The sequence below is a fragment of the Streptomyces sp. NPDC056452 genome, assembly GCF_042796085.1.
In the GTDB taxonomy this organism is placed as follows: Bacteria; Actinomycetota; Actinomycetes; order Streptomycetales; family Streptomycetaceae; genus Streptomyces.
Genome location: NZ_JBHTRI010000018.1, coordinates 98,087 through 123,587, shown reverse-complemented (window position 1 = coordinate 123,587; position 25,501 = coordinate 98,087). Strand labels below are relative to the sequence as shown.

20 protein-coding genes and 1 tRNA gene are annotated in these 25,501 nt (G+C 70.7%); 19 read left to right on the top strand and 2 right to left on the bottom strand.

The features are described from left to right. Positions 1 to 76: 76 nt before the first annotated feature. The 16 genes from ACFQ6X_RS19335 to ACFQ6X_RS19260 all read left to right on the top strand — a co-directional run bounded on the left by ACFQ6X_RS19335 (position 77) and on the right by ACFQ6X_RS19260 (position 20,386). The gene (locus ACFQ6X_RS19335; protein ID WP_003967428.1) at positions 77 to 430 is read left to right on the top strand and encodes an STAS domain-containing protein; all 354 of its coding nucleotides are present in this window, start codon (positions 77 to 79) and stop codon (positions 428 to 430) included. A gap of 205 nt (positions 431 to 635) precedes the next feature. Then, complete coding sequence (locus ACFQ6X_RS19330; protein ID WP_383182964.1) at positions 636 to 1,085, top strand: ATP-binding protein; 450 nt, start codon at positions 636 to 638, stop codon at positions 1,083 to 1,085. Positions 1,086 to 1,353: 268 nt separating this feature from the next. After that, positions 1,354 to 3,792 carry a sodium-translocating pyrophosphatase gene (locus tag ACFQ6X_RS19325; protein WP_383182963.1) on the top strand — a complete coding sequence of 813 codons (2,439 nt, stop codon included), beginning with the start codon at positions 1,354 to 1,356 and terminating at the stop codon, positions 3,790 to 3,792. A gap of 282 nt (positions 3,793 to 4,074) precedes the next feature. Continuing rightward, positions 4,075 to 4,701, top strand: coding sequence for a small secreted protein (locus ACFQ6X_RS19320; RefSeq protein WP_383182961.1), 627 nt, complete (start codon positions 4,075 to 4,077; stop codon positions 4,699 to 4,701). 178 nt (positions 4,702 to 4,879) lie between these two features. Next, positions 4,880 to 6,394 (top strand): methyltransferase, encoded by a 1,515-nt coding sequence (locus ACFQ6X_RS19315; protein ID WP_383182959.1) that lies wholly within the window; start codon positions 4,880 to 4,882, stop codon positions 6,392 to 6,394. 54 nt (positions 6,395 to 6,448) lie between these two features. Continuing rightward, a complete protein-coding gene (locus ACFQ6X_RS19310) occupies positions 6,449 to 6,646 on the top strand; it encodes a hypothetical protein (RefSeq protein ID WP_383182957.1) in 198 nt (65 codons plus the stop codon). A gap of 28 nt (positions 6,647 to 6,674) precedes the next feature. Beyond that, complete coding sequence (locus ACFQ6X_RS19305) at positions 6,675 to 7,463, top strand: ArsR/SmtB family transcription factor (RefSeq protein ID WP_383182955.1); 789 nt, start codon at positions 6,675 to 6,677, stop codon at positions 7,461 to 7,463. Positions 7,464 to 7,574: 111 nt separating this feature from the next. Further along, positions 7,575 to 8,573: an ATP-binding cassette domain-containing protein gene (locus ACFQ6X_RS19300; protein WP_383182953.1), complete on the top strand. Its 999-nt coding sequence runs from the start codon at positions 7,575 to 7,577 to the stop codon at positions 8,571 to 8,573. 116 nt (positions 8,574 to 8,689) lie between these two features. Further along, entirely contained in the window at positions 8,690 to 9,526 is an 837-nt protein-coding gene (locus ACFQ6X_RS19295) for an ABC transporter permease (protein ID WP_383182951.1), read from the top strand. A 39-nt stretch (positions 9,527 to 9,565) separates the two neighbouring features. Continuing rightward, positions 9,566 to 10,381 (top strand): ABC transporter permease, encoded by an 816-nt coding sequence (locus ACFQ6X_RS19290; RefSeq protein WP_383182949.1) that lies wholly within the window; start codon positions 9,566 to 9,568, stop codon positions 10,379 to 10,381. A gap of 133 nt (positions 10,382 to 10,514) precedes the next feature. Next, the gene (locus tag ACFQ6X_RS19285) at positions 10,515 to 10,712 is read left to right on the top strand and encodes a hypothetical protein (protein WP_383182947.1); all 198 of its coding nucleotides are present in this window, start codon (positions 10,515 to 10,517) and stop codon (positions 10,710 to 10,712) included. A 282-nt stretch (positions 10,713 to 10,994) separates the two neighbouring features. Then, a complete protein-coding gene (gene topA, locus ACFQ6X_RS19280; RefSeq protein ID WP_383182945.1) occupies positions 10,995 to 13,844 on the top strand; it encodes a type I DNA topoisomerase in 2,850 nt (949 codons plus the stop codon). Between the two features lie 220 nt (positions 13,845 to 14,064). Beyond that, entirely contained in the window at positions 14,065 to 17,172 is a 3,108-nt protein-coding gene (gene tmk, locus ACFQ6X_RS19275; RefSeq protein WP_383182943.1) for a dTMP kinase, read from the top strand. Between the two features lie 220 nt (positions 17,173 to 17,392). Continuing rightward, positions 17,393 to 18,598, top strand: coding sequence for a DNA polymerase III subunit delta' (locus tag ACFQ6X_RS19270; protein ID WP_383182941.1), 1,206 nt, complete (start codon positions 17,393 to 17,395; stop codon positions 18,596 to 18,598). Between the two features lie 85 nt (positions 18,599 to 18,683). Next, positions 18,684 to 20,213 carry an alpha/beta hydrolase gene (locus ACFQ6X_RS19265; protein ID WP_383182939.1) on the top strand — a complete coding sequence of 510 codons (1,530 nt, stop codon included), beginning with the start codon at positions 18,684 to 18,686 and terminating at the stop codon, positions 20,211 to 20,213. Positions 20,214 to 20,312: 99 nt separating this feature from the next. After that, positions 20,313 to 20,386 (top strand) — tRNA-Thr (locus ACFQ6X_RS19260). Between the two features lie 173 nt (positions 20,387 to 20,559). Here ACFQ6X_RS19260 and ACFQ6X_RS19255 read toward each other — a convergent pair. After that, on the bottom strand, positions 20,560 to 21,780 hold the full coding sequence (locus tag ACFQ6X_RS19255; protein ID WP_383182937.1) for a beta-1,3-glucanase family protein: 1,221 nt from the start codon (positions 21,778 to 21,780) through the stop codon (positions 20,560 to 20,562). Between the two features lie 117 nt (positions 21,781 to 21,897). Then, positions 21,898 to 23,172: a family 16 glycosylhydrolase gene (locus ACFQ6X_RS19250; protein WP_383182936.1), complete on the bottom strand. Its 1,275-nt coding sequence runs from the start codon at positions 23,170 to 23,172 to the stop codon at positions 21,898 to 21,900. 278 nt (positions 23,173 to 23,450) lie between these two features. On the opposite strand from ACFQ6X_RS19250, the gene ACFQ6X_RS19245 reads away from it, so the two are divergent. The 3 genes from ACFQ6X_RS19245 to ACFQ6X_RS19235 all read left to right on the top strand — a co-directional run bounded on the left by ACFQ6X_RS19245 (position 23,451) and on the right by ACFQ6X_RS19235 (position 25,500). After that, a complete protein-coding gene (locus ACFQ6X_RS19245) occupies positions 23,451 to 24,059 on the top strand; it encodes a hypothetical protein (RefSeq protein WP_383182934.1) in 609 nt (202 codons plus the stop codon). 27 nt (positions 24,060 to 24,086) lie between these two features. Beyond that, positions 24,087 to 25,007 (top strand): sulfurtransferase, encoded by a 921-nt coding sequence (locus ACFQ6X_RS19240; RefSeq protein WP_383182932.1) that lies wholly within the window; start codon positions 24,087 to 24,089, stop codon positions 25,005 to 25,007. Between the two features lie 145 nt (positions 25,008 to 25,152). Beyond that, a complete protein-coding gene (locus ACFQ6X_RS19235; protein ID WP_383182931.1) occupies positions 25,153 to 25,500 on the top strand; it encodes a hypothetical protein in 348 nt (115 codons plus the stop codon). The last annotated feature ends 1 nt before the right edge of the window (position 25,501 follow it).

The following is a 25,501-nucleotide window of genomic DNA, read 5'->3' as shown; positions in this document are numbered from 1 at the left end:
GGCTGGCGATCCGTCCCCTGGCCTCCGTCGGGGAGACTGAGGGGCGACCGCTCGATAGCAAGGTGCTGGAGGATCCGTGGACCTGTCCCTGTCGACTCGCAATGTGTCCGGCCCTGGTGGCGACCGTACGGTCGTCGAGGTCGGTGGCGAGATTGATGTGTATACCGCGCCCAAGCTGCGCGAGCAGTTGGTCGAGTTGGTGAATGACGGCAGCTACCACCTGGTTGTCGACATGGAAGGTGTCGATTTCCTCGACTCCACCGGTCTCGGCGTGCTCGTTGGCGGCTTGAAGCGTGTCCGGGCCCATGAGGGCTCGCTGCGACTGGTGTGCAACCAGGAGCGCATTCTCAAGATCTTCCGGATCACGGGCCTGACCAAGGTGTTTCCCATTCACACCACGGTCGACGAGGCTGTAGCGGCCACCGACTGACGTCGGCGCAGGCCGGCCGTTCATCGGCCGGCCGGCAGGTTGTGACAGGCCGACAGGCGGCAGCAGACAGGCCGCCAGGAGCAGGCGGTCGACCCTTTTGGTCGACTGCCGGCTTCGTCGGTTCCGGTGGAGAATCGAGAGCAGGGGTACCGGGCGCCACGCCCGGGCCCCTGAGACGCACGCCCGTACGTTTGAGGGGGATGGCATGCCAACCGTTGAACTCCGCTTCAGCGCTCAGCCCGAACACGTCAGGACGGCTCGCCTCGTGGCAGCCGCCGTGGCACGCAGGGCCGGCGTCGACGAGGCGGTGCTCGACGAGGTCAGACTCGCCGTCGGCGAGGCGTGCAGTCGCGCTGTCGGGCTGCACCGCAGTCATGACATCACCGCTCCGGTCACGGTCGTGCTGACCGAGGAGGAGAAGGCGTTCTCCATCGAGGTTGGCGACGGAGTGCCCGGCCCCGGCAGTGACACCTCACTGGCGGGAGCGAACGGCGGCGGAGCCGGAGGGCTCGACGAGCCGGATGCCGATGTCGAGGACGAGATGGGTCTCGCCGTCATCAGCGGGTTGGTCGACGACGTGGAAGTCCGTTCGGGCACGGACGGCGGAGTGATCCGTATGACCTGGCCGACGGCGTCGGCGGTAGTGCTGCCCTGAGGTGTGCCGCGTCCTTGGGTGAGACGTGTGATCAGGATTTCCTGGCCCTGCTGAGCAGGGCCTTTTTCATGGGCGCTTGATCGATGATCTATGAATTTCCGACGGGTGCCATGCGACTGTCCCATTACTGCATTCGGGTGGAATCCCGGAAGAGATCATTTGTCATTGGGTGGGCGGTAGCCGATTTCATTGACCACCCACTGTTTTGATCCGCTTCTGCTCCCTACAATCCGTCCACGTCTTGAGCGCTGAGCGTCAAGGAGGACGTATGGCGGAGTTCTTCAACACCCCACTCGCAGAACTGACGCACGTTTCCGTACCTTCCGGCCGGCCCACCTCACTCGCAGCCGCGGTACTCACCGATGACAACCGGCTGATCGTCGTCGTCATCGCGGCCGTCGCCCTCGCCGCGCTGGTCGTGGCCCAGCTGCTGGTCCGCCAGGTCCTGGCGGCCGGTGAGGGCACCGACCGGATGAAGGAGATCGCGGCGGCCGTCCAGGAGGGCGCGAACGCCTATCTGGCCCGGCAACTGCGTACCGTCGGCATCTTTGCCGTCGTCGTGTTCTTCCTGCTTCTGCTGCTGCCGGCCGACAACTGGTCACAGCGTGCGGGCCGCTCGTTGTTCTTCCTGGTGGGGGCGCTTTTCTCGGCGGCCACCGGATACATCGGCATGCGGCTCGCTGTGCGCAGCAATGTGCGCGTCGCCGCTGCAGCGCGTGAGGCGACTCCGGCGGAGGGCGAACCGGAAAAGGATCTCACCGTTGTCTCGCACAAAGCGATGAAGATCGCTTTCCGTACGGGCGGTGTGGTCGGCATGATCACGGTGGGCCTCGGTCTGCTCGGTGCCTCCTGTGTCGTCCTCGTCTACGCCGCGGACGCGCCCAAGGTGCTGGAGGGATTCGGCCTCGGCGCGGCGTTGATCGCCATGTTCATGAGGGTCGGCGGTGGGATCTTCACCAAGGCCGCCGACGTGGGTGCCGACCTCGTGGGCAAGGTGGAGCAGGGCATTCCCGAGGACGATCCGCGCAACGCCGCCACCATCGCCGACAACGTGGGCGACAACGTCGGTGACTGCGCAGGGATGGCAGCGGACCTCTTCGAGTCGTACGCGGTGACGCTCGTCGCCGCACTCATCCTCGGCAAGGCGGCCTTCGGCGATGCAGGGCTGGCCTTTCCGCTGATCGTTCCGGCGATCGGCGTGGTCACCGCGATGATCGGGATCTTCGCGGTCGCCCCGCGGCGGGCCGACCGCAGCGGGATGACGGCCATCAATCGCGGATTCTTCATCTCCGCGGTGATCTCACTGGTCCTGGTCGCGGTGGCGGTCTTCGTCTACCTGCCGTCCTCGTACGCGGACCTGGACGGGGTCACCGACAGTGCGATCACCTCGCACGGCGGCGACCCGCGGGTCTTCGCTCTGGTCGCGGTCGCCATCGGCATCGTGCTCGCCGCACTGATCCAGCAGCTCACGGGCTACTTCACGGAGACCAACCGCCGGCCCGTCCGGGACATCGGGAAGTCCTCCCTGACCGGCCCGGCGACCGTGATCCTCGCCGGCATCTCCATCGGCCTGGAGTCGGCCGTCTACACCGCGCTGTTGATCGGTCTCGGTGTCTACGGGGCGTTCCTGCTCGGTGGGACATCGATCATGCTGGCGCTCTTCGCCGTGGCTCTCGCCGGAACCGGCCTCCTCACCACCGTGGGTGTCATCGTGGCGATGGACACCTTCGGCCCGGTCTCCGACAACGCTCAGGGCATCGCCGAGATGTCGGGCGACGTCACCGGCGCCGGGGCCCAGGTCCTCACCGACCTGGACGCCGTCGGCAACACCACCAAGGCCATCACCAAGGGCATCGCGATCGCCACCGCGGTGCTGGCGGCTTCGGCGCTCTTCGGCTCGTACCGGGACGCGATCGCGACGGCGGTCGACGACGTCGGGGCCCAGGCGGGGGAGTTGGGGCTGAGTCTGGACATCTCGCAGCCCAACAACCTGGTCGGTCTGATCCTCGGTGCCGCCGTCGTGTTCCTGTTCTCGGGGCTGGCCATCAACGCGGTCTCCCGTTCCGCGGGGGCCGTGGTCTACGAGGTGCGGCGCCAGTTCCGTGAGCATCCCGGGATCATGGACTACACGGAGAAGCCGGAGTACGGGCGCGTCGTCGACATCTGCACCAAGGACGCGCTGCGCGAGCTGGCCACCCCCGGGCTGCTCGCGGTCCTGGCACCGATCGCGGTCGGGTTCACCCTGGGGGTCGGCGCGCTCGGCTCGTATCTCGCGGGAGCGATCGCCACGGGAACCCTGATGGCCGTCTTCCTGGCCAACTCCGGCGGGGCGTGGGACAACGCCAAGAAGCTCGTCGAGGACGGCAACCACGGCGGAAAGGGCAGTGAGGCCCATGCCGCGACGGTCATCGGCGACACGGTCGGTGACCCGTTCAAGGACACGGCCGGCCCGGCGATCAACCCGCTCCTCAAGGTGATGAACCTGGTGGCGCTGCTCATCGCCCCTGCGGTGGTGCAGTTCAGCTACGGCGATGACGCGAGTGCGGGAGTACGAACGGTGGTGGCCGTGTTCGCCATCGTTGTCATCATCGGAGCGGTCTACATCTCCAAGCGGCGCGGGATCGCCATGGGCGACGACGGATCGGACGGCGACGGCGGAGACGGTGGCCGTCCCGCCAAGTCCACTGATCCTGCCGCTGTTTCGTGAGCGGCGCCGGGTCGGGGCGGGTGACCGCGTAGGCAGCACCTGGTCAGCGCATGGGCGGACGGCGCATTCTGATGCGCCGTCCGCCTCTTTGCGGGCCCGGAGACTCCACTCGTGCGAGGGAGTGTCCGCACGAGTGCCCGAGCGTTCAGGTGAGTTGTATCTCCCTCATTCTCCTTGGTGCAAATGGCTGCAAAAGCACGCACATCGGATGCCCGGCGCCAGAATGTCGCCCACTTGGCGTGTAAGTTCCGGGGCCGAGAGCCTTGGAAGGGACCCAATCCGGTGAACAAGAAGCTTGCAGCCGCACTGTCCGGCGGTGCGGTACTCGTACTGACGCTGTCGGGCTGCAGCGATGACGGCGACGACAAGGTGAACGACTGGGCGAAGAAGGTCTGCGACCAGGTCCAGCCGCAGCTGCAGAAGATCGCGAACGCCAATGCCGCGATCCAGCAGCAGACGGCCGACAACAGCAAGCCCGCCGACGTCCAGAAGACCGACTCGGCCGCCTTCCAGCAGATCTCGCAGGCGTACAAGGCGCTGGGCACAGCCGTGGAGTCCGCGGGCCCGCCGCCCGTGGACGACGGCGAGACCACGCAGCAGGAGGCCGTGAAGGAGCTCAACGCCTCCTCCGTGGCCTACGCGAGCCTGAAGACTAAGGTCGACGCGCTCGACACGGAGGACCAGTCGAAGTTCGCCGACGGGCTCAAGGGCATCGCCGACGAGCTGAACAAGATCAGCACCAACGGTGACCAGGCTCTGAAGAAGCTCCAGTCCGGCGAGGTCGGTTCCGCGATGGCGAAGCAGAAGGGCTGCCAGAAGCCGACGGCCTCGGCACCGCCCGCGGCCGCTCCGTCCGCCCCGGCATCGAAGCCGGCCTCCCCTTCAGCCTCGCCGAGCAAGAAGGCTTAGCGGAGCGGGAAGCAGAGCGAGAAGCACGGAAGAACTCGTAGCCGAGCCAGAAGCCGGCTACGAGCGAGGGCCTGCGGCGGATGAGAAGCCGCCGCGGGACCCCGTTCGAAGCGGTCCGGTCGCCCCTCGTGGGTGCCGGACCGCTGCCGTTGTCGGTGGGAGCGGACACAATGGGCGGGTGAGTACGACCAGCCTTCCCGCATCCGCCCGCACCCCCCGACTCCGCGAAGCCCTGATCGGCGCGGCCTTCACCGCCGACGGCCTCCTGGAGCGGCTCGGCGCGCCCGCCTACGCCGCGCTCGCCCGCAGCGAGACCGTCCCGGCGCTCCGGGCCACCCGCGGGGATTCGCCGCTCGACACGCTGGTGCGGCTGTTCCTTCTGCAGAGCCCCGTCCCGGCCGCCCGGGCCGCCGCGGCGCTCCCGCTGGAGGAGTGCGTGGAGGACGGCTGGGTGGTCAGCGAGGGAGACCTCGTCAGGGCTACCGTCGACGTCCGGCCGTACGGCGGGCCCGAGGGCGAGGACTGGTTCATCGTCTCCGACCTGGGATGTGCTGTCGGCGGTGCGGGCGGGATCGGCTCGCACGAGGAGGCCGTCGTCCTCGGAGTCGGCGGGGCGTCCACCACGCTCGCCGGGATCACCGTGCGCAGGCCCGTCGCCTCCGCCCTCGATCTCGGTGCGGGTTCCGGCATCCAGGCGCTCCACGCCGCCCAGCACGCCACCCAGGTCACGGCCACGGACCTCAATCCGCGCGCCCTGGAATTCACGCGCCTCACGCTCGCCCTGTCCGGCGCCGCTCCTGCCGATCTGCGTGTGGGCTCCCTGTACGAGCCGGTCGGCACGAGCACGTACGACCTGATCGTCTCGAACCCGCCCTTCGTCATCTCGCCCGGCGCCCGGCTGACGTACCGCGACGGCGGCATGGGCGGCGACGACCTGTGCCGGACGCTGGTGCAGCAGGCCGGCGACCGGTTGAACGAGGGGGGCTACGCCCAGTTTCTCGCCAACTGGCAGCACGTGGAGGGCGAGGAGTGGCAGGACCGGCTGCGCTCCTGGGTGCCGCAGGGCTGTGACGCCTGGATCGTGCAGCGCGAGGTGCAGGACATCACGCAGTACGCCGAGCTCTGGCTGCGCGACAGCGGCGACCACCGCACGGACCCTGCCGCCTACGCCGAGCGGTACGAGGCCTGGCTGGACGAGTTCGAGGCCCGCAGCACCAAGGCCGTCGGCTTCGGATGGATCACCCTCAGGAAGTCCGCTGCCGCAGGTGCGGGCGACCCGTCGGTCGTGATCGAGGAGTGGCCGCATTCCGTGGAGCAGCCCCTCGGACCGGCCGTCGAGGCTCATTTCGTCCGCCAGGACTATCTGCGTGAGCATGACGACGCCGCGTTGCTGGCAGCGCATTTCACCCTCTCCGACGAGGTGGTCCAGGAGCAGGTCGGCCTGCCCGGCGCCGAGGACCCCGAGCATGTGGTGCTGCGTCAGAACCGCGGGATGCGACGGGCCACCAAGGTCGATGCGGTCGGGGCCGGGTTCGCGGGCGTGTGCGACGGCTCGCTGCCCGCGGGCAGGATTCTGGACGCCATCGCCCAGCTCATGGCCGAGGACCCGGTGCTGCTGCGCGACCGCACCCCGCAGGCGATCCGGCTGCTGGTGGAGGAGGGCTTCCTGGAGCCGGTGAGGGGCGGCGCGTGAGCGCGGTGACGGAGGCCCCGTGATCCACGTCGAGCTGGACGGGGTGGAGGCCCCGTGATCCGTATCGAGCTGGACGAGGCCGCACTCGGTGCGACCCGGATCGCCATCAGCCCGTTGTGGGACGCCTTCTGCAGCCTGCACCTCGCACGGGCGCACCGGGTTCCCTCCTGGCCGTACGAGGCATGGGTGGTGCGGGCCCGTGAGGTCCTGAAGGAGGACGACCGGGACACGCCCGTTGCGGCTGTTGAGTGAGGGCCCGACCGGCTTCCCAGACTTCCTGTTGCCGAAACCGATCGGTGCCTCGTCGGTCGACGCGGAGCTGGACCTCATCCGGGCCACGCCGGCCGCTGTGGTGCGGGCGGGGATCGCGGAGCACTACGCGGGGCTCGAAGACCATCCGTACGTTCGGCCGTATCTGGACGATCCGGAGGCTGCCTGCGGTTCGCTCGCGGATGCCTACGCGGCCTACTGGGACGGGGCGCTGGCACAGCACTGGCCGACCATGCGCCGCCTCGTCGAGGACGAGGTGCTCATCCGGGCCCGGACCTTCGCGACCGAAGGCATCGACGCACTCTTCGCCGGCCTGGAGGCGCGGGCGAGGTGGACGCCGCCCGTCCTCGAACTGACGAAGCACATCGACGCCGAGTACCGGGCGGGCGAGCGGCGGCTGCTGTTGGTCCCGCTGGTCTTTGCGGAAGGCTGCCGGCTCTACTCCACGGACCACCCCGACGTCATGGCCGTGTCCTTCCAGGCCCGGGGCGCCGCCGCGTTGCGCGAACGCCCCGCGGAGCAGCCGGGGGCCGAGTCCGCCGACCGGCTGGGGCTGCTGCTCGGCCGCGGCCGGGCATCGGTCCTGCGCCAGCTCGGCGGGCCCCTCACGACAGCGGGGATAGCCGACCGGCTGGGGCTTGCGCAGAGCACGGTCTCCGAGCATCTGTCGGTCCTCGCCGACGCGGACGTGGTGACCAGGCACCGCGTCGGGCGCAGTGTGTACTACCAACTCACCGACACCGGACGAGCCCTGCTCGCACTGCTGTCGGGGGAGGACGTCCTGCGCGCGGTGTCCTGAGGCCTCGGACCGTACGGCCCGGGACCACCCGGCACCGCCTCGCCCCGCCCACGATTCGGCCGCCCCCGAATCGATGTCCGCGGCGGCTGTGCCGGCCCTAGCCTCACCGCCATGCCAGCCATCGAGGCGAGAGATCTCCGCCGCACCTACACCGCCCGCACGGGCTTTCTGCGCCCCCGCCGCACCCGGACCGAGGCCGTCCGCGGCGTCAGCTTCCAGGTGGCACGGGGCGAACTCTTCGGGCTGCTCGGTCCCAACGGCGCGGGCAAGACCACCACGATCAAGATGCTCAACACCCTTCTCCTGCCGACCTCGGGTACGGCCCGGGTGCTCGGCTACGACGTGGCGTCCGAGCCGGTCGCCGTGCGCCGCCGCATCGGATACGTCTTCGGCGGCGACCGAGGTCTCTACGACCGCCTCTCCGCGCTCGACAACCTGCGCTACTTCGCCGAGTTGTACGGCGTCGAGCCCCGCGACCGGAAACGCCGCATCGCCGAACTGCTCGACCTCGTCGGCCTCGCGGGCCGGGAGAGGGAGCGCGTCGAGAGCTACTCACGGGGCATGCGCCAACGGCTCCACATCGCCCGCGGTCTGCTGCACAAGCCCGAGGTCCTGTTCCTCGACGAGCCGTCCATCGGCGTCGACCCGGTCGCGGCACGCGACCTGCGGCGTACCGTCGCGGACCTGCGCACCGGTGGCACCACCGTGCTGCTGACGACCCACTACATGGCCGAGGCCGACGAGTTGTGCGACCGGATAGCCGTGATCGCGGGCGGCACGATCAGGGCACTCGACACCCCCGGCCGCCTCAAGTCGCGCGTCCAGGAACGCGACATCCTGGAGATCGAGGCGTACGGGGCAGGCGTCGAACACCTCGACCGCATCCGGGCCCTGCCCGGTGTCCGGGGCGTGGCCGCCGAGGAGCGGGGCAGCGGGCAGACGGTCACGGTGCAGACCGACCGGGGGACGGAGCCGCACGCGCAGGTGCTTGCGGCGCTGGAAGGGATCCGGATCGGGCGGGTCGTCACCCGGGAACCCACCCTGGAGGACGCGTACATCGCGATCGTCGAGGATGCGGAGACCGCCGGCCGGGAGAAGGCCGCGCTGTGACGGGGCAGACCGGAACGACGGGGCAGACCGGAACGACGGGGCAGACCGGAACGACGGGGCCGACCGGAACGACGGGGCAGACCGGAACGACGGGGCCGACCGGCACGGGTCGCGCCATGACGGGGCAGACCGGGAGGGCGGGGCCGACCGGCACGACGGGAACGACGCCGGTCCGGGTCCTGCGGCTGATCGTCGTGGGCGTGCGCACCCATGTCTCGTACATGAGCCGTTCCCCGCTCGAAATCACCTTCGCCGTCCTCGTTCCACTGGTCCACGCGACTCTCGCCGTCTACCTCTTCCGTGCCGCGGACGACCCCGACCGGCTCCTCACCGCAGCCGTCGGAGCGGGGCTGATGGGCATCTGGTCCTCGGTGCTGTTCGGCTCCGGCGGCGCCGTCCAGAACCAGCGCTGGCTCGGCACCCTGGAAACACTCGTCAGCTCGCCGACCCCGCTGTCGCTCGTGCTGCTGCCGATCACGCTCGCCACCGCCGTCATCGGTACGTACGCGATGGGCGCGACCGTGCTCTGGGGAGCCGTGCTGTTCGACGTGCCGCTCGACTTCGCCCACCCGGTGCTCTTCCTGGTTGCCGTGCCCGTCTGCGTCCTGGCGCTCGGGATGATGGGGCTGCTGCTCGCGGCGACCTTTGTTCTGCTGCGCAACGCCAACGCGCTCGCCAACCCGCTGGACGCGCCCGTGTGGCTGCTGTCCGGAATGCTCGTGCCGATCACCGTGCTGCCGGACTGGACGCTGCCGGTCTCCTGGGTCCTGCCCACCACCTGGGGTTCGCGGGCCGTGCACGCGGCGGTCTCGGGCGGTCCCGCCGTCTCCGGCGTGCTGATCCCGATGGGTGCGGCTCTCGCCCTCGGCGCGCTCTACGCACTGCTCGCGGTGCTGGTCCTCGGCCGGGTCGAACACCGCGCCCGGGCCGCCGCCACTCTCTCGCTCGCCTGACGACCAGGCGGGCCCCCGGACCTCTTCAGGAGCCCTCGCATGCCCTCCCTCACGTCCCGCGCCGCTTCAGGAGCCGTCCGCACGGCCCGACTTGTCTTCGTGGGCGGCGGCATCTCGTACCGTGCGCTCTTCAACTGGACGACGCCCCCCATGTTCATCGGCACACTGCTCGTCGGGCCGCTGTTGCAACTGCTGTTCTTCGTCTTCCTCGGGCGGCAGCTCGGGGTCGCCGACGACCGGTTCTATCTGCTCGGCAACGCCGTGATCGCCTCCTCCACCGCATGCGTCTACGGCGGCACCATGGCCATTGCCAACGAGCGCCGGTACGGCACCCTCGGCGCGGTCCTCCTCAGCCCCCGCCACCGCGCTCCGCTCTGGTTCGGCCGCGCCCTGCCGTATGTACTCAACGGCCTTCTGATCAGCGTCTTCACGCTCACGGCCGCCTCGATCCTGCTCGGTCTGCGGATTCCGCTCGGGGCGGCGCCCGGCCTGGCCGCCGTCCTGCTCGCCGCGTCCGCGGGCTGCTCCGCGTTCGGACTGGCGCTGGGGGCGCTCGGGCTCCGGTTCCGGGATGTCTTCCTCGTGTCGAATGTGGCCGGATCCGTACTGCTCCTGCTGACCGGTGCGAACGTGCCGCGCGACACCCTGCCGGGGTGGATGCGGGCGGCCGGGGAGGTGCTTCCGCTCACCCATGCCGCGGATGCCGCCCGACAGTTGTCCGCAGGCGGCGGGCTGGACCGCGGGCTCCTCGGGGCGGAGGCCGCGGTCGGGGCGGGGTATGCGCTGCTCGCGGTCGCTCTGCTCGCCGCATTCGAGCGCGGGAGCCGGCGCCGCGCGACTCTCGACGTGATGTGAATCGCCTTCGGAGCGTGCTGTTCACCCGGGGTTCGCATCGGAGACGCCCCGGCGTGGCACCGTCCCCTCAGCGCGGATCCCGGCACTCAATACCCGCGCGAAAGTCGATGCGACGAGTTTGAGGGGTATGGACATGGAGAGCGTCACCGCGGTCTTCGCCGGATCGGCATTCGCACTGTTCGGCGCCGCTCTCCTGGTCTGGACAGGGGCGCGCACCATCCACCGTGCGCCGGTGGCACACGGTGTGAGCCCCGTCGCCTCCACCGCTCTCGCCACGCTCTTCGGCGTACTCTTCCTCGTCCTCGGCGTGTGGTGCTTCACCCGCATCTGATCCAGACCGCCGGCAGGGCCGACTCACCGGTCCTGCCACCGCCCCGCAGGCACCCCGACGGCACCCCGAAACCCGCAGGCGACAGTGCTGCGAAGCGCGGACCGGGCAGTCCGGGCGGCAGGAATGGCGGAAGTCGGGTTACCGTTCGAGTGGCCGTTGCGGGCTTTTGCCGTTTGACACGGGGGCGGGTTGTACCGTCACACTCCGCAGCGACAGCACCGCGGGCAGCGTCATTGCGCTGCCCGGATGCCCCACGAGTGCCGACCGGAGAGAAGAGCGAAGTTGTCCCCGACCAGCGAGACCGCAGGCCGCCGACTCGTCATTGTCGAGTCGCCTGCCAAGGCGAAGACGATCAAGGGCTACCTCGGCCCCGGATACGTCGTCGAGGCGAGCGTCGGGCACATCCGCGACCTGCCGAACGGCGCCGCCGAGGTGCCTGACGAGTACACCGGTGAGGTCCGCCGCCTCGGCGTGGACGTCGACAACGACTTCCAGCCGATCTACGTCGTCAATGCTGACAAGAAAGCCCAGGTCAGGAAGCTCAAGCAGCTCCTCGCCGAATCCGACGAACTCTTCCTCGCCACCGATGAGGACCGCGAGGGCGAAGCCATCGCGTGGCACCTGCAGGAAGTGCTCAAGCCCAAGGTCCCGGTCCACCGGATGGTCTTCCACGAGATCACCAAGGACGCGATCCGGGCAGCCGTCGCCAACCCGCGCGAGCTGAACCAGCGCATGGTCGACGCCCAGGAGACCCGTCGTATCCTCGACCGCCTCTACGGCTACGAGGTCTCGCCGGTCCTGTGGAAGAAGGTCATGCCGCGGCTCTCCGCGGGCCGCGTCCAGTCCGTCGCCACCCGCCTCGTCGTCGAGCGGGAGCGCGAGCGCATCGCCTTCCGTTCCGCCGAGTACTGGGACCTCACCGGCACGTTCGCCACCGGCCGCACCGGTGACGCGTCCGACCCCTCGACGCTCACGGCCCGCCTCAGCGCGGTCGACGGGCGCCGTATCGCCCAGGGCCGCGACTTCGGTCCGGACGGGCAGCTCAAGTCCGGTGCCGCCCAGACGCTGCACCTGGACGAGACGAACGCCCGCGCCCTGGCCGCCGCGCTCGCCGACTCCACGTTCGCCGTACGGTCCGTCGAGTCGAAGCCGTACCGCCGCTCGCCGTACGCGCCCTTCCGTACGACGACCCTCCAGCAGGAGGCGAGCCGCAAGCTGGGCTTCGGGGCCAAGGCCACGATGCAGGTCGCGCAGAAGCTGTACGAGAACGGCTTCATCACCTACATGCGTACCGACTCCACGACGCTCTCGGGCACCGCGATCTCCGCGGCCCGGGCGCAGGTCACGCAGTTGTACGGGGCGAACTACCTCCCGGAGAAGCCCCGCGTCTACGCGGGGAAGGTCAAGAACGCCCAGGAGGCGCACGAGGCGATCCGCCCCTCCGGCGACCGCTTCCGCACCCCGGCCGAGACCGGCCTCACCGGCGACCAGTTCCGGCTGTACGAGCTGATCTGGAAGCGGACCGTCGCCTCCCAGATGAAGGACGCCGTCGGTAACTCCGTCACCGTCAAGATCGGCGGCCGGGCGAGCGACGGCCGGGACGCCGAGTTCTCCGCGTCCGGCAAGACGATCACCTTCCACGGCTTCATGAAGGCCTACGTCGAAGGCGCGGACGACCCCAACGCCGAGCTCGACGACCGCGAGCGGCGCCTGCCGCAGGTCGCCGAGGGCGACGCGCTGACCGCCGACGAGGTCACGGTCGACGGCCACGCCACCAAGCCGCCGGCCCGCTACACCGAGGCCTCGCTGGTCAAGGAGCTCGAAGAGCGCGAGATCGGCCGCCCGTCGACGTACGCCTCGATCATCGGGACCATCCTGGACCGCGGCTACGTGTTCAAGAAGGGCACGGCCCTGGTGCCGTCGTTCCTCTCGTTCGCCGTGGTCAACCTGCTGGAGAAGCACTTCGGCCGGCTCGTCGACTACGACTTCACCGCACGCATGGAGGACGACCTCGACCGCATCGCGCGGGGTGAGGCCCAGTCCGTGCCGTGGCTGCGGCGCTTCTACTTCGGCGCCGGTGCCGAAGGAGCGGCCGGTGCGGGTGCGGCCTCCGACGCGGGCAACGGCGACGGCGACCACCTCGGCGGCCTGAAGGAGCTCGTCACCGACCTCGGTGCGATCGACGCCAGGGAGATCTCCTCCTTCCCCGTCGGCAACGACATCAAGCTCCGGGTCGGCCGGTACGGCCCGTACATCGAGCGGGGCGAGAAGGACTCCGAGGGGCACCAGCGCGCCGATGTGCAGGAGGACCTGGCACCCGACGAGCTGTCCGTGGAGTACGCGGAGGAGCTGCTGGCCAAGCCGAGCGGCGACTTCGAGCTCGGTGCGGACCCGGTGACCGGGAACCAGATCATCGCCAAGGACGGGCGCTACGGCCCGTACGTCACCGAGGTACTGCCCGAGGGCACCCCGAAGACCGGCAAGAACGCGGTGAAGCCGCGGACCGCCTCCCTCTTCAAGTCCATGTCCCTGGACACGGTGACGCTGGCCGACGCGCTCAAGCTGATGTCGCTGCCCCGGGTCGTCGGTGAGGACGCCGAGGGCGTGGAGATCACCGCGCAGAACGGCCGCTACGGTCCGTACCTCAAGAAGGGGACGGACTCGCGCTCGCTCACGTCCGAGGACCAGCTCTTCGACATCACGCTCGACGAGGCCCTCGCGATCTACGCCCAGCCGAAGCAGCGCGGGCGGGCCGCCGCCAAGCCGCCGCTGAAGGAACTGGGCACGGACCCGGTGAGCGGTGCTCCGGTCGTCGTCAAGGACGGGCGCTTCGGCGCGTACGTCACCGACGGCGAGACGAATGCGACGCTGCGGACCGACGACAGCGTCGAGGACATCACACCGGAGCGCGGCTACGAGCTCCTCGCGGAGAAGCGCGCCAAGGGACCCGCCAAGAAGAAGACGGCGAAGAAGGCCCCTGCCAAGAAGGCGCCCGCGAAGAAGGCGACCGCGACGAAGACGACAGCCGCCAAGAAGACGACGGCTGTGAAGAAGACGACGGCGAAGAAGGCCACGGCGAAGAAGGCTCCGGCCAAGAAGACCGCCCCGGCGTCGTCGTCCTCGGACGACTGATTCGCGCTTCCTGAACCCCAGGGGCTGGAGACCCAGCCCCTGGGGTTCACGGCGTCCGGGGCGTGACGAAGAGCGGACGCGGGTCAGACAGGCGGGCAGGCCCACCGCGAGCCGAGCCCACCTGCGAGCCGAGCCCACCGAGGCACCCCGGCTCGCAGTCGGCGGCCGTATGTTCGGACGCGGCCCCCGAGCACCGCACCGCTCCCGATAGGCTGGGCGGATGACGCGAGCCGAGCAGCCACCGGTCGTGAGCCCCACCTCCGACACACTTGCCGCAGACTCACGCGAGCGCGCCGTACGAGCCCTTTTGGGTGTTCCCCCGCTCAGGCGGTTGTGGAGCGCCCAGCTCGTCGGCAGTATCGGCGATTCACTCGCCGTTCTTGTGCTTGTGCTGTTGTCGCTGCAGGCGGCGGTCCTTGAGGGCTCATTCGGAGCCGGATACCGCGGGGCGGCCTTTGCCGTCGCCGCCGTGTTCGGTGCCCGGATTATTTCCACCGTGCTCTTCGGAGCCGTACTCCTGGGGCCGTTGACGGCGCTCACGGCGCCCGGCGGTCCGGTGGACCGCCGCTGGCTGATGATCGGGGCGGACGGGCTGCGGCTCGCGCTGCTGGTCGTCGCGCCGCTGTGGATCGACTGGATGCCGGACAAGGCGCTCATGATGATCCTGATCACCGTCTTCGTGACCGGTGTCGGAGAGCGTCTGTGGACGGTGGCGAAGGAGAGCGCGGCCCCCGCACTGCTCCCCGCCCCGCCCCCCGAGGGCGCCACGGTGCGCCCCCTGCCCGACCACCTCGACGCACTCCGCAGGCTCTCCCTGCGGACGAACTTCCTTGCGATCCCCGCAGCCGCCGCCGTTCTCGTGGTCGCGACGCTGGTCGGCAATCTGCTCGGCTCGGGACTCGACTGGTTCTCCTTCCACCAGGCCGCCCTCGGCTCGTACGTCGCGGCCGGCCTCTTCTCGGCCTCGATCTCGACCCTGTACTTCCTCGAGCTGCCGGGCATTCCGACGCCCCGCCCGCGCTCCCCGCTGGAGGGCCTGCGCAGGCCGACCACCGGAACGGGGCCCGACAAGGGCCGCACGGGCACGGCGCCGCTCGTCGTCGCCGCGTGCGCGGCGGTCGCCGGAGCCATCTCGGCCGCCGCGGCCGTCTCCGTACTGCAGGCGGCAGACCTGGGCGGCGGACCCGCCACCTTCGCGCTGCTGATCCTCGTCCTGACCGGCGGCACCGCGCTCGGGATCCGTACGGCGCAGAAGGTGCTGCCCGCCCTGTCGCGGCGCAGGCTGCTGGCCCTGTCCACGGCCGTCACCGGCATCGCGCTCCTCGCGCTCGGCCTGGTGCCGGACACGGCGACCGGGCTGCTGATCGCCCTGCTCGCCGGCTACTCGGCGGGTGTCGCCGCGCACATCGGTCACGTCATCGTCGAGCAGGAGACCGAGGAGTTCCGGCAGGCCAGGAGCACCGAGCACCTCCAGGCCGTCGTCCGGGTGCTCGTCGCGCTCGGCGCGGTGGGCGGTCCGCTGCTCGCCGCCGCCATCGGCCGGCACCGGCTGGGCTCCGGCGACTTCGTCTTCGCCCACGGCGGAGCCGCGTTCGCACTGATGCTCATCGGCGCCCTGCTGCTGCCCGTCGCCGTGATCGTCCTCGCCAAGACCGACGACCGCGCCGGGGTACCCCTGCGCCGTGATCTGCGGGAGGCGCTGCGTGGCGGCGACCCGGCTGTCGCGCCTGCCGCGAACGGTTTCTTCCTCGCTCTGGAGGGCGGCGACGGCGCCGGGAAGTCGACCCAGGTCGAAGCGCTCGCCGAGTGGATCCGGGCCAAGGGCCACGAGGTCGTCGTGACGCGCGAGCCGGGGGCCACCCCGGTCGGCAAGCGGCTGCGTTCGATCCTGCTCGACGTGTCGTCGGCCGGGCTGTCGAACCGGGCCGAAGCCCTGCTGTACGCCGCAGACCGCGCCGAGCACGTCGACTCGGTCGTCCGCCCGGCGCTTGAGCGCGGCGCGATCGTCATCTCGGACCGCTACATCGACTCGTCCGTCGCCTACCAGGGCGCGGGCCGGGACCTCTCCCCGACCGAGATCGCCCGGATCTCGCGGTGGGCGACGAGCGGCCTCGTACCGCATCTGACGGTGCTCCTCGACGTCGACCCGGAGACCGCGCGGGAACGTTTCACGGAGGCACCGGACCGGCTCGAGTCCGAGCCTGCCGAGTTCCACACCCGGGTACGGTCCGGCTTCCTCACTCTTGCCGCGGCCGACCCGTCCCGGTACCTGGTGGTGGACGCCGGCCAGGAGCCGGAGACGATCACCACCGTCGTACGCCACCGGCTCGACCAGCTCCTCCCGCTCTCCGAGGCCGAGGTCAGGGCTCAGGAGGAGGCGCGCAGGGCAGCCGAGGAGGAGGCCAGGCGCAAGGCGGAGGAAGAGGCCGCCCGTAAGGCGGAGGAGGAGCGGCTGGAGCGCGAGCGGCAGGCGCAGCTCGCCAAGCTCCGCGCCGAGGAGGAGGAGCGCAGGCGCTGCGAGGAGGAGGACGCGCGACAGCGCGAGGCCGAGCGGCAGGCCGAGGAAGCCCGTCTGCGTGCGGAGGACGCCCGCCGCCGTGCGGAGGAGGAGCGGTCCCGCCTCGAAGCCGAGGAGCGGGTCCGCGAGGCCGAGCAGGCGCGGCTGAGCAGGCAGGCCCAGGAGGAGGCCAGGCTGCGCCAGGAGGCGGAGGAACTGCGCCTGGAGAAGCAGCGCAAGGCGGAGGAGGCACTGGTACGGGCCGAGGAGGCCCGCCGCCGTGCCGAGGCCGAGGCGGCTGCCCGTGCGGAGGCCGAGGCTGCCCGGGCCGAGGCGGACGAGGCCGCGAGGAAGCGGTCCGCGCCGTCTGCACCGTCCGCACCGTCCGCACCGGACAACGAGCTCACGGTTCCGACCCCGGTCGTGAACCCGAACGAGATCACGCAGCCGGTCCCGCTCGCCCAGCCGTCGGACCGCCCGGCAGCCCGTCCGGCCCGTCCGGCCCGTGACGCGGACGAGACCGCCGTCCTGCCGCCCGTGCGGGACGAGGACCCTGCGGACCGCGTGCCGCCGGGCGTCTTCCGTGACGAGCGCCGTGCCGCGCCCGGCGAGAACGAGAACGAGCGCACCCGCGAACTGCCCCAGGTCAGCGACGACCCGCAGGCCGGGCGTGCTGCTCAGGGCCGCGCGGGTGCCAAGAAGCGTCCTCGTTCCGACTGGGCGGAGGAGACACCGCTCGACGATCTGCCGTCCCTCGCCGACGAACTGCTCGGCGGCCAGGACGACGACCCGGGCACCTCCGGGCGGGACGGGCGCCGACCGCGCCGCTGACGGGAGGGCGGGGCCGAAACCGGAACCGCGAGACCGTGAAGCCCGGGAGCCGGGGAGCCGTGAGGCGCCCGGGCCCCGGGCCCCGGCCGTCGGGGTTCCGGGCCGTCCGGGCCCCGGAGCCGTCAATGCCCGGAAGCCGGAAAGTCAGGATTGTCAGACCCTTCCCGCACAATGGGAATCCGGCTTTCCCAGCACCACACCACCGGAAGGGCGGTGACCCATGACCGTATGGGACGACCTGGTCGGACAGGACCGAGTGCAGGAGCAGCTCGGTGCCGCCGCCCGGGACGCCGATGCGCTGGTCACCGCCAACTCGGCGGGGGAGCCGGTGCCCCCGGGGTCGAGGATGACCCACGCCTGGCTGTTCACCGGGCCGCCGGGCTCGGGACGGTCCACCGCCGCCCGTGCCTTCGCCGCCGCCCTCCAGTGCACCAGCCCGGACCGGGCGCTGGGCGGGGCGCCGGGCTGCGGGTTCTGCGACGGCTGCCACACCTCGCTGATCGGTACGCACGCGGACGTGGACGTGATCCGCACGGACCTGCTCTCCATCGGCGTGAAGGAGACCCGTGAGCTGGTCCGTCGCGCCCAGCTCTCCCCGGCCGTCGGCCGCTGGCAGGTCATCGTCATGGAGGACGCCGACCGCCTCACCGAAGGCGCGGGCAACGTCCTGCTGAAGGCGGTGGAGGAGCCCGCACCCCGCACGGTATGGCTGCTCTGCGCGCCCTCGCTCGAGGACGTGCTGCCCACGATCCGCTCCCGCTGCCGCCACCTCACGCTCCGTACGCCGCCGGTCGATGCCGTCGCCGATGTGCTGATCCGGCGTGACGGCATCGACCCCGAGCGGGCTGCCGCGGCGGCCCGTGCCACGCAGGGCCACATCGGCCGGGCGCGCCGCCTCGCGACGGACGAGCGGGCCCGCGCCCGCCGCGCCGCCGTTCTCAAGCTCCCGCTCCGCGTCCATGACGTCGGCGGCTGCCTCAAAGCGGCCCAGGAGCTGATCGACACGGCCACCGACGACGCCAAGCAGGTGGCCGAGGAGGTCGACGTCAAGGAGACCGAGGACATGAAGGCCGCGCTCGGCGGCGTCGCCGGGGGCCGGATGCCCCGAGGCACGGCGGGGGTGATGAAGGAGCTGGAGGACAAGCAGAAGCGCCGCAGGACGCGCACACAGCGCGACAGCCTCGATCTCGCGCTCACCGACCTCACCGGCTTCTACCGCGATGTGCTGGCGCTCCAGCTCGGTTCGCAGATCGCCCTCTCCAACACCGATGTACGGGACGCCCTCGAGCGGATCGCCGAGTCCTCGGGCCCCGAGCGCACCTTGCGCCGGATAGAGGCCGTGATCGCCTGCCGCCAGGCCCTGGACCGTAACGTGGCTCCGCTGCTCGCGGTGGAGGCGATGACGATGGCGCTCCGGGCGGGCTGACACCCGCGGGCGGCCGGAGTTGCGCTAATTCACCCGTATGAGCAGGGAATCGGTTGAGTCATCACCCTGCGGTTACGCTCCGGGGATGGACACCAGGCGCCTGCTCCGCATCTTCGCCACTGCGCTCGGCACTGCCGGCCTCCTCGTCTCCGGTTGCAGCAGCGGAAGTTCGGCGCCCAGCGCGTCGGCCACCGGTTCGGCTGTTCCGGAGGACCTCGAGCCGTACTACGGGCAGAAGCTGCGCTGGCGGGACTGCGGGGTGGAGGGCTTCCAGTGCACCACGATGAAGGCGCCGCTGGACTACGAGAAGCCCGATGACGGAGACATCAAGCTGGCCGTCTCCCGGAAGAAGGCGACCGGGCCCGGCAAGCGGATCGGATCGCTCCTGGTGAACCCGGGCGGCCCCGGCGGCTCGGCCGTCGACTACCTCCAGGGGTACGCGGCCATCGGCTACCCGGCCCCGGTCCGTGCCCGGTACGACATGGTCGCGATCGACCCGCGCGGGGTGGCCCGGAGCGAGCCGGTCACGTGCCTGACGGGCAAGGAGATGGACGCCTACACGCAGGTGGACCAGACACCTGACGACGCCGCCGAGATCGCGAAGCTGAACAAGGCCTTCGACGCGTTCGCGGACGGCTGCGAGAAGAACTCCGGTGAGGTCCTCCCGCATGTCTCCACCGTCGAGACGGCACGCGACATGGACATCCTGCGCACCCTGCTCGGCGACGAGAAGCTGAACTACGTGGGCGCCTCGTACGGCACGTTCCTGGGCGCGACCTACGCGGAGCTGTACCCCGACCGGGTGGGCCGCCTCGTCCTGGACGGGGCGATGGATCCCTCGCTCCCCGCGGTCGACATCAACCGCGACCAGACCGCCGGCTTCGAGGCGGCGTTCCAGTCGTTCGCCGCCGACTGCGTGAAGCAGCCGGACTGCCCCCTGGGCACCACGTCCGCCGCGGGCGCGGCGACCGCCCTGAAGAAGCTCTTCGCCGACCTCGACGCGAAGCCCGTGCCGACCGGTGAGACCCGGCAGCTGGGCGAGTCCCTGGCGACCACCGGTGTGATCGCCGCCATGTACGACGAGGCGGCCTGGCCGCAGCTCCGCGAGGCACTCGCCGGGGCCCAGCGCGGTGACGGCTCCGGGCTCCTCGCCCTGGCCGACAGCTATTACGAGCGGGACCCGAGCGGCAAGTACGCGAATCTGATGTTCGCCAACGCCGCCGTGAACTGCCTCGACCTGCCCCCCGCCTTCTCCGGCCCCGGCGCCGTCGAGGAAGCCCTCCCCGCCTTCGAGAAGGCCTCCCCGGTCTTCGGCAGGGGCTTCGCCTGGGCCGCCCTGAACTGCGGTTCCTGGCCGGTCGACGCCACCGGTACCCCCCACAGCACCGAGGCGAAGGGGGCCGCCCCGATCGTTGTGGTCGGCACCACACGCGACCCCGCCACCCCGTACAAGTGGGCCGAGTCCCTCGCGGACCAGCTCTCCTCGGCGACCCTGCTGACCTACGACGGTGACGGGCACACGGCGTACGGCCGGGGAAGCGACTGCATCGACACGGCGATCAACACGTACCTGCTCGAAGGCACCCCGCCCAAGGACGGCAAGAAGTGCTCCTGACCTGCGGACAAGGCCGCGGGGGCGGGCGGTGCGGAGCACCCTTCGAAACTGTGTAGACTTAGCGTCGCTGCTGACCGCACCATGGTGCGACAGAGCGGTGCCGCCTTAGCTCAGTTGGCCAGAGCAACGCACTCGTAATGCGTAGGTCTCGGGTTCGAATCCCGAAGGCGGCTCTGTAGAAGCCTCAGGACTCACTCGCCGTGACCTGGGGCTTTTGCTTTTTCCGGATGCGGTGACGACGCCGGGCGCGGACGTCCGAAAGCCCCAGGTCCCCCTGTGACCTGGGGCTTTCCGTGCGCCCGGGCAGGCGCGGACACCGGGCGCCGTCCGGAACGGCGTCAGTCGGCTAGAACGGTGTCAGCGTCAGCCGTGCCCCCGTGGGTGCGGTGTCCTGGATGTACGAGGCGAAGTCGGCCACGTCGTCGAAGGCGAAGCCGTACGCCTTGCCGTCCTGGGTCGCCGCGTGGATGGCCGCCGAGTAGTGGTTGGTCAGCGGCGAGGACCGGTAGAAGGCGGCTGGGTCCGTGGTGGGCTGGGACGGGTTGCTGATCAGGGTGGAGCGGTTGAAGCCCGCGCCGAGGACGGCGGCGACGGGGCCGGTGGTGCCGTCGTTGGGGGCCGCCAGGTTGCCGTCGCAGAAGAGCACGTCGCGGGTGGTCGGCCGGCTGAACGAGACCGATGCCGGGCCGCCGAAGACGAACTTGTCGCCGCGGACCCGGCCGGTGAAGGCTCCCGCGTTGGTGGTCACGGTGAGGTCCTTGCCCGTGTAGGTGCTCCACACCTCGTCGATGTACGGGGCGAAGTAGTCCTTGGCGAAGATCCCCGCGTCCAGACCGTGCCCGGGGGCGATGATGCGCCGGTCGGCGACGACCAGGGGCGCGAACTCGGGGATCGCGCTGACGGCGGCGAAGGCCTGTGCGCGTCCGCCGTCGCGCAGGGTGCCGGTCGTCTGGTCCTTGGCGCCGGTCAGACCGATGCTCATGGGGACGCTGAACATGTCGACCATGGTGGTGTTGCAGAACATCCCGGAGGAGTTGTACGTGAACTCAGCGCAGTCGTGCAGCACCGAGTAGTTGGGGTCGGAGGTCACCCAGCCCGCGGGGTACTGGAGGGCGGCGTTGCCGTTGCCGTCCGCGACCGCTTTGAACTTCAGCTTGTCGCCCAGGGCGACGTAGATGCGGCCGGACATGTAGGGCAGCGACAGCTTCGTCTCGCCGCTTCCGGACAGGGCGATGGCGTAGTCGGTGAAGCCGTCCGCGCCGTTGTCCGAGAGGGATATCGGAGCCAGGGTGCCCTCGGGCGTGACCCGGACCTGCTTGCCGTCCTGGTTGCCCACGATGTAGACGAACACCGAGGAGTTGGCGAACGAACCGGAGTTGTTGACGATCGTCAGCGGGAGGGCGCCGGCTGCCGCGGCCTTCGTGCCGCTGTCGGCCGCGTCGTCGGAGTCGACCGTGGCGAGGGCGTGCGGGGCGATCACGGCGATGGCGGGGACGGCCACGGCGGCTCCGGCAAGAGCGGTGAGCAGCTTGCGGCGGGAGACGTTGCGCTGGTGGCGGGGGGTCATGTGAGGGTTCTCGCCTTCGTGCGGGTGCGTGTGGGGAGCTGTGTGGGGCCCGGCCCCCGGCGGGTGCGCGGGGGGCCGGTCTCCGGGGGTGTGCGGGGGCAGCCGGGACTTCGAGGGTCAGCCGACGGTCCACTTCTGGTTGGCTGCCCCGGTGCACGTCCAGATCTGGAGCCGGGTGCCGTCGGCCGAGGAACCGCCCGTGGCGTCGAGGCACTTGTTCGCCCCGGTGTTGGTCAGGTCGCCGGCCTGGGTGTGGACCCACTTCTGGGCCCCTGTGCCGTTGCAGGTGTAGAGCTGGACGACCGCACCGTCCGCGGTGGAACCACCCTGCACATCCAGGCACTTGCCCAGCGCGCGCACCGTTCCGTCGGTGCCCAGGGTCCACTTCTGGGCGTCGACGCCGTTGCAGCCGTGCAGCTGGATCGGGGTGCCGTCGGCGTTCGAGGCGCCCGCCACGTCGACGCACATGCCGCCGATTCCCTTGATCGGGCCGGTGCTGCCGGTGCCGCCGCCGGAGCCGTCGGAGGTGGAGACGCGTACGTAGTCGACGGTCATGGTCTGCGGGAAGGCGGTGGAACCGTCAGGGCTGCCGGGCCAGTTACCGCCGACGGCCAGGTTCAGGATGATGAAGAAGGGGTGGTCGAACACCCACTTGTTGCCGTTCAGATCGGCGGGTGTGCGGGTCTGGTAGGTCTGACCGTCCACCGACCAGACGAGGGCGTTCGGGCTCCAGTCGACCGCGAAGGTGTGGAAGTCGTCCGCGAAGGCCCTGCCGCCCGGCAGGCTGTACGAGGCACCGATGCCGGCACCGCCGGAGTAGCCCGGGCCGTGGATGGTGCCGTGGACGGTATTGGGCTCGTAGCCGACGTTCTCCATGATGTCGATCTCGCCGCTGTTCGGCCATCCCGCACTGCCGAGGTTGTCGCCGAGCATCCAGAAGGCGGGCCAGATGCCCTGGCCGCGCGGGATCTTGATCCGGGCCTCGTAGCGGCCGTAGGCCTGCGTGAAGGTCCTCGCGGTGTTCAGGCGGGCCGAGGTGTACTGGCAGGCCCCGTACCAGCACTGGAGGCCGGAGCCGCTGCTCTTGCGAGCGGTGATGACCAGGTTCCCGTTGCCGTCCAGGGACGCGTTCTGGGTGCTGTTGGTGTAGTACTGCAGCTCGTTGTTGCCGTTGCCCGAACCTCCGGTCTCCAGGGTCCACTTCGAGGCGTCCGGCGCGCTGCCCGCGGCGCCGTTGAACTCGTCGGACCACGTCTGCGCGGCGGCGGAGGCGGCGTTGGCCCGCGTGGTGGCGGGCCCGGTCGTGGTGATCAGGAAGGCGGCGGCGAGCGTGGCGGAGAGCAGGAGAACCAGCCCGCCTAGTGACCATCTGCGTGCGCGGTGAGCGGCCATGGGCTACGTACCTTTTCTGTGGGGAAGAGCAGGACGCGGAGCCGGCGGGGGGACGTGCGGAAGCGCGTGCGGGAGCGTGTTCTGAGAGCGCTCTCGTCCTGCGGTGTCCGCCGCCGACGGAGCCCGATGGTACGCAGATGTCTCGGCTCGGCCAACTGTGGTTTCAACGATGAAATCGCCCTGACCTGGCGTTACTTGAGAGAGCGTCATAACGTCCGGATCGCTTAAGGCGCCTTTAATTCGGTCTTAAGTCCGAAGGCCCGGTTAGCCTCCCGTGGATGGGCTTCACCAACTTCGCACGCAAGGTTCGCGACTCCTCCCTGCCGTACGGGCACCGGGTGGTCTCGCTCCGCTCCTGCGTGCAGCTGTACCGGCCGATCGGCTTCGAGGCGACGGTGAGCTATCTCGCGCACAGGGCCGGCCCCTTCCGCACGGACGAGGACGCCCTGCTGCGCGCTCTGGGCGTGATCGAGGCAAGCAGGGCCGCGTGGCAGCTGGAGTTGAGGGCGTACGCGGAGGAGCGGACAGAGGCGAAACGGCGCGGGCTCCGCTCCCCGCGCCCTTGCGAGCCCAATCCGAACCGTCCGGAGTACTGGTACGGCGCGCGGCGCGAGGCGGCGCTGCACGCCGTCGGCCACTGGCGCGTACGGCTGCGGAACGCGGGGTTCACCGACGAGCTGAGCCGCGCCGTGGACCTCTGTGCCGCCGACTGCCTGGAGGCGGACGGGGCGACGGGGGAGCGGCAGCGGGCTCGACTGGCCGCCTGCGCCGAGGCCCTGGAGCGGGGCATGGAGCCGCCCGCCTACCGGGATGACGCGGCCACGTACTTTCATCACCGGGACCTGCTGCGCGTGGTGAGGCTGATACGTATGGCGGACGGCAACTGACCACGGACGACCAGGGGGAGAACGGGCATGACCGACGACACGGGAACGACGGATGGCGCGGCAACGGCCGGTGACTTCGGAAGCCTGCCGGGGCCGCTCGTCGGCGCCGACTGGCTCGCGGCGCGGCTCGCGGCCGCGGGCCTCGTGGTCCTCGACGCCTCGGTGGGTGCGTACCGCGAGGCGGGGCTGCGGATTCCCGGGGCGCGGCGCTTCGATATCGACGGGGTGATGTCGGACGACGCCGAGCCGCTGCCGCACACGATGCCCGGTGCCCGCCGCTTCACCGAGGAGATGCGCGCCCTGGGGGTCAACGACACGGACACCGTGGTCGTCTACGACGCTGCCGGGATCTACTCCAGCGCCCGCGCCTGGTGGATGCTGCGGGCCATGGGTTTCGACCGGGTCGCGGTGCTCGACGGTGGCCTGCCCGCATGGACCGCGGCCGGGCTGCCGGTTGACAAGGCGGAGAAGGCGGAGAAGGCGGAAGGCTGTGAGCCCGGAGGTGCCGAGCCCGGAGGTGCCGAGCGAGCCGGTGACTTCACCGCCCTCCCGCGCGACGGAATGCTGGTCGGCAGCGGTGCGGTGGCCGCCGCCCTGGCGGACCCGCGTTCCGCCGTCCTCGACGCGCGTTCCCGGGACCGGTTCGCCGGTACGGGGCCCGAGCCGCGGCCGGGGCTCCGGCCGGGCCATATGCCGGGGTCGCTGAACCTGCCGTTCGGGGAGATCCAGCGCGACGGCAGGATGCTTCCGGCCCACGAACTGCGCGCTTCCTTCGGTGCGTTGGCGGGGGAGCGGGAGCGACTCGTCGTCAGCTGCGGATCGGGCGTCACCGCCTGCGTCCTGGCGCTGGGTGCCGAACTCGCCGGATACCGCGAGGTGTCCGTGTACGACGGTTCGTGGAGCGAGTGGGGCCTGCCGTCGGAACTGCCGGTCGTGACAGGCGAGTAGAGCTGCCCCGCCGGGGGCGTGAGGGGCGGGGAATGAGTGCCGTGGACCCGCGCGGCTGAGTACGTGCGCGCATGCTGCGGTGGGGCCGTCCCCCGCACAGTGGACGCACGTACTCCGCCTCCGCAGCGCTGAAGGGCAGCCGCGCATGTTCCCCGCACCCCCCGCCCCCGCTCCTCCCGTGGCGCGCCCCCGCCCCGCACCTACCCGGCAGGTCGTCCTGGTCGCCCTGATCTGGTGCGTACCCCTCGCCGCCCTGGGCATGTTGGGATTCCTGGTGCTGATGGTGGCGCTCTGGGGCGCGGCCTCCGGTGAGTCCCCCGCGTCGTTCCTGCTGGGTGCGGCCGGTGTGCTCGCCGCGGGGGCCGCCGTACTGACCGGCCTGTACCGCTCCCCTCCGCTGCGCCGCATGACCCCGATGGGACGGCTGGCCCTGCTCGGCGCCGTGGTGTGGCCGTTCCCGGTGATCACCCTGGCGTACGCGCTCAACAGCTGAA

Bases quoted from the DNA above. Each gene is read 5' to 3' on its own strand.
- ACFQ6X_RS19240 (WP_383182932.1), top strand. From the start codon at position 24,087: ATGACCGACGACACGGGAACGACGGATGGCGCGGCAACGGCCGGTGAC.
- ACFQ6X_RS19300 (WP_383182953.1), top strand. From the start codon at position 7,575: ATGCCAGCCATCGAGGCGAGAGATCTCCGCCGCACCTACACCGCCCGC.
- ACFQ6X_RS19330 (WP_383182964.1), top strand. From the start codon at position 636: ATGCCAACCGTTGAACTCCGCTTCAGCGCTCAGCCCGAACACGTCAGG.
- ACFQ6X_RS19255 (WP_383182937.1), bottom strand. From the start codon at position 21,780: ATGACCCCCCGCCACCAGCGCAACGTCTCCCGCCGCAAGCTGCTCACC.
- ACFQ6X_RS19270 (WP_383182941.1), top strand. From the start codon at position 17,393: ATGACCGTATGGGACGACCTGGTCGGACAGGACCGAGTGCAGGAGCAG.
- ACFQ6X_RS19295 (WP_383182951.1), top strand. From the start codon at position 8,690: ATGACGGGGCAGACCGGGAGGGCGGGGCCGACCGGCACGACGGGAACG.
- tmk (WP_383182943.1), top strand. From the start codon at position 14,065: ATGACGCGAGCCGAGCAGCCACCGGTCGTGAGCCCCACCTCCGACACA.
- ACFQ6X_RS19285 (WP_383182947.1), top strand. From the start codon at position 10,515: ATGGAGAGCGTCACCGCGGTCTTCGCCGGATCGGCATTCGCACTGTTC.
- ACFQ6X_RS19245 (WP_383182934.1), top strand. From the start codon at position 23,451: ATGGGCTTCACCAACTTCGCACGCAAGGTTCGCGACTCCTCCCTGCCG.
- ACFQ6X_RS19235 (WP_383182931.1), top strand. From the start codon at position 25,153: ATGTTCCCCGCACCCCCCGCCCCCGCTCCTCCCGTGGCGCGCCCCCGC.
- ACFQ6X_RS19325 (WP_383182963.1), top strand. From the start codon at position 1,354: ATGGCGGAGTTCTTCAACACCCCACTCGCAGAACTGACGCACGTTTCC.
- ACFQ6X_RS19250 (WP_383182936.1), bottom strand. From the start codon at position 23,172: ATGGCCGCTCACCGCGCACGCAGATGGTCACTAGGCGGGCTGGTTCTC.
- ACFQ6X_RS19290 (WP_383182949.1), top strand. From the start codon at position 9,566: ATGCCCTCCCTCACGTCCCGCGCCGCTTCAGGAGCCGTCCGCACGGCC.
- ACFQ6X_RS19265 (WP_383182939.1), top strand. From the start codon at position 18,684: ATGGACACCAGGCGCCTGCTCCGCATCTTCGCCACTGCGCTCGGCACT.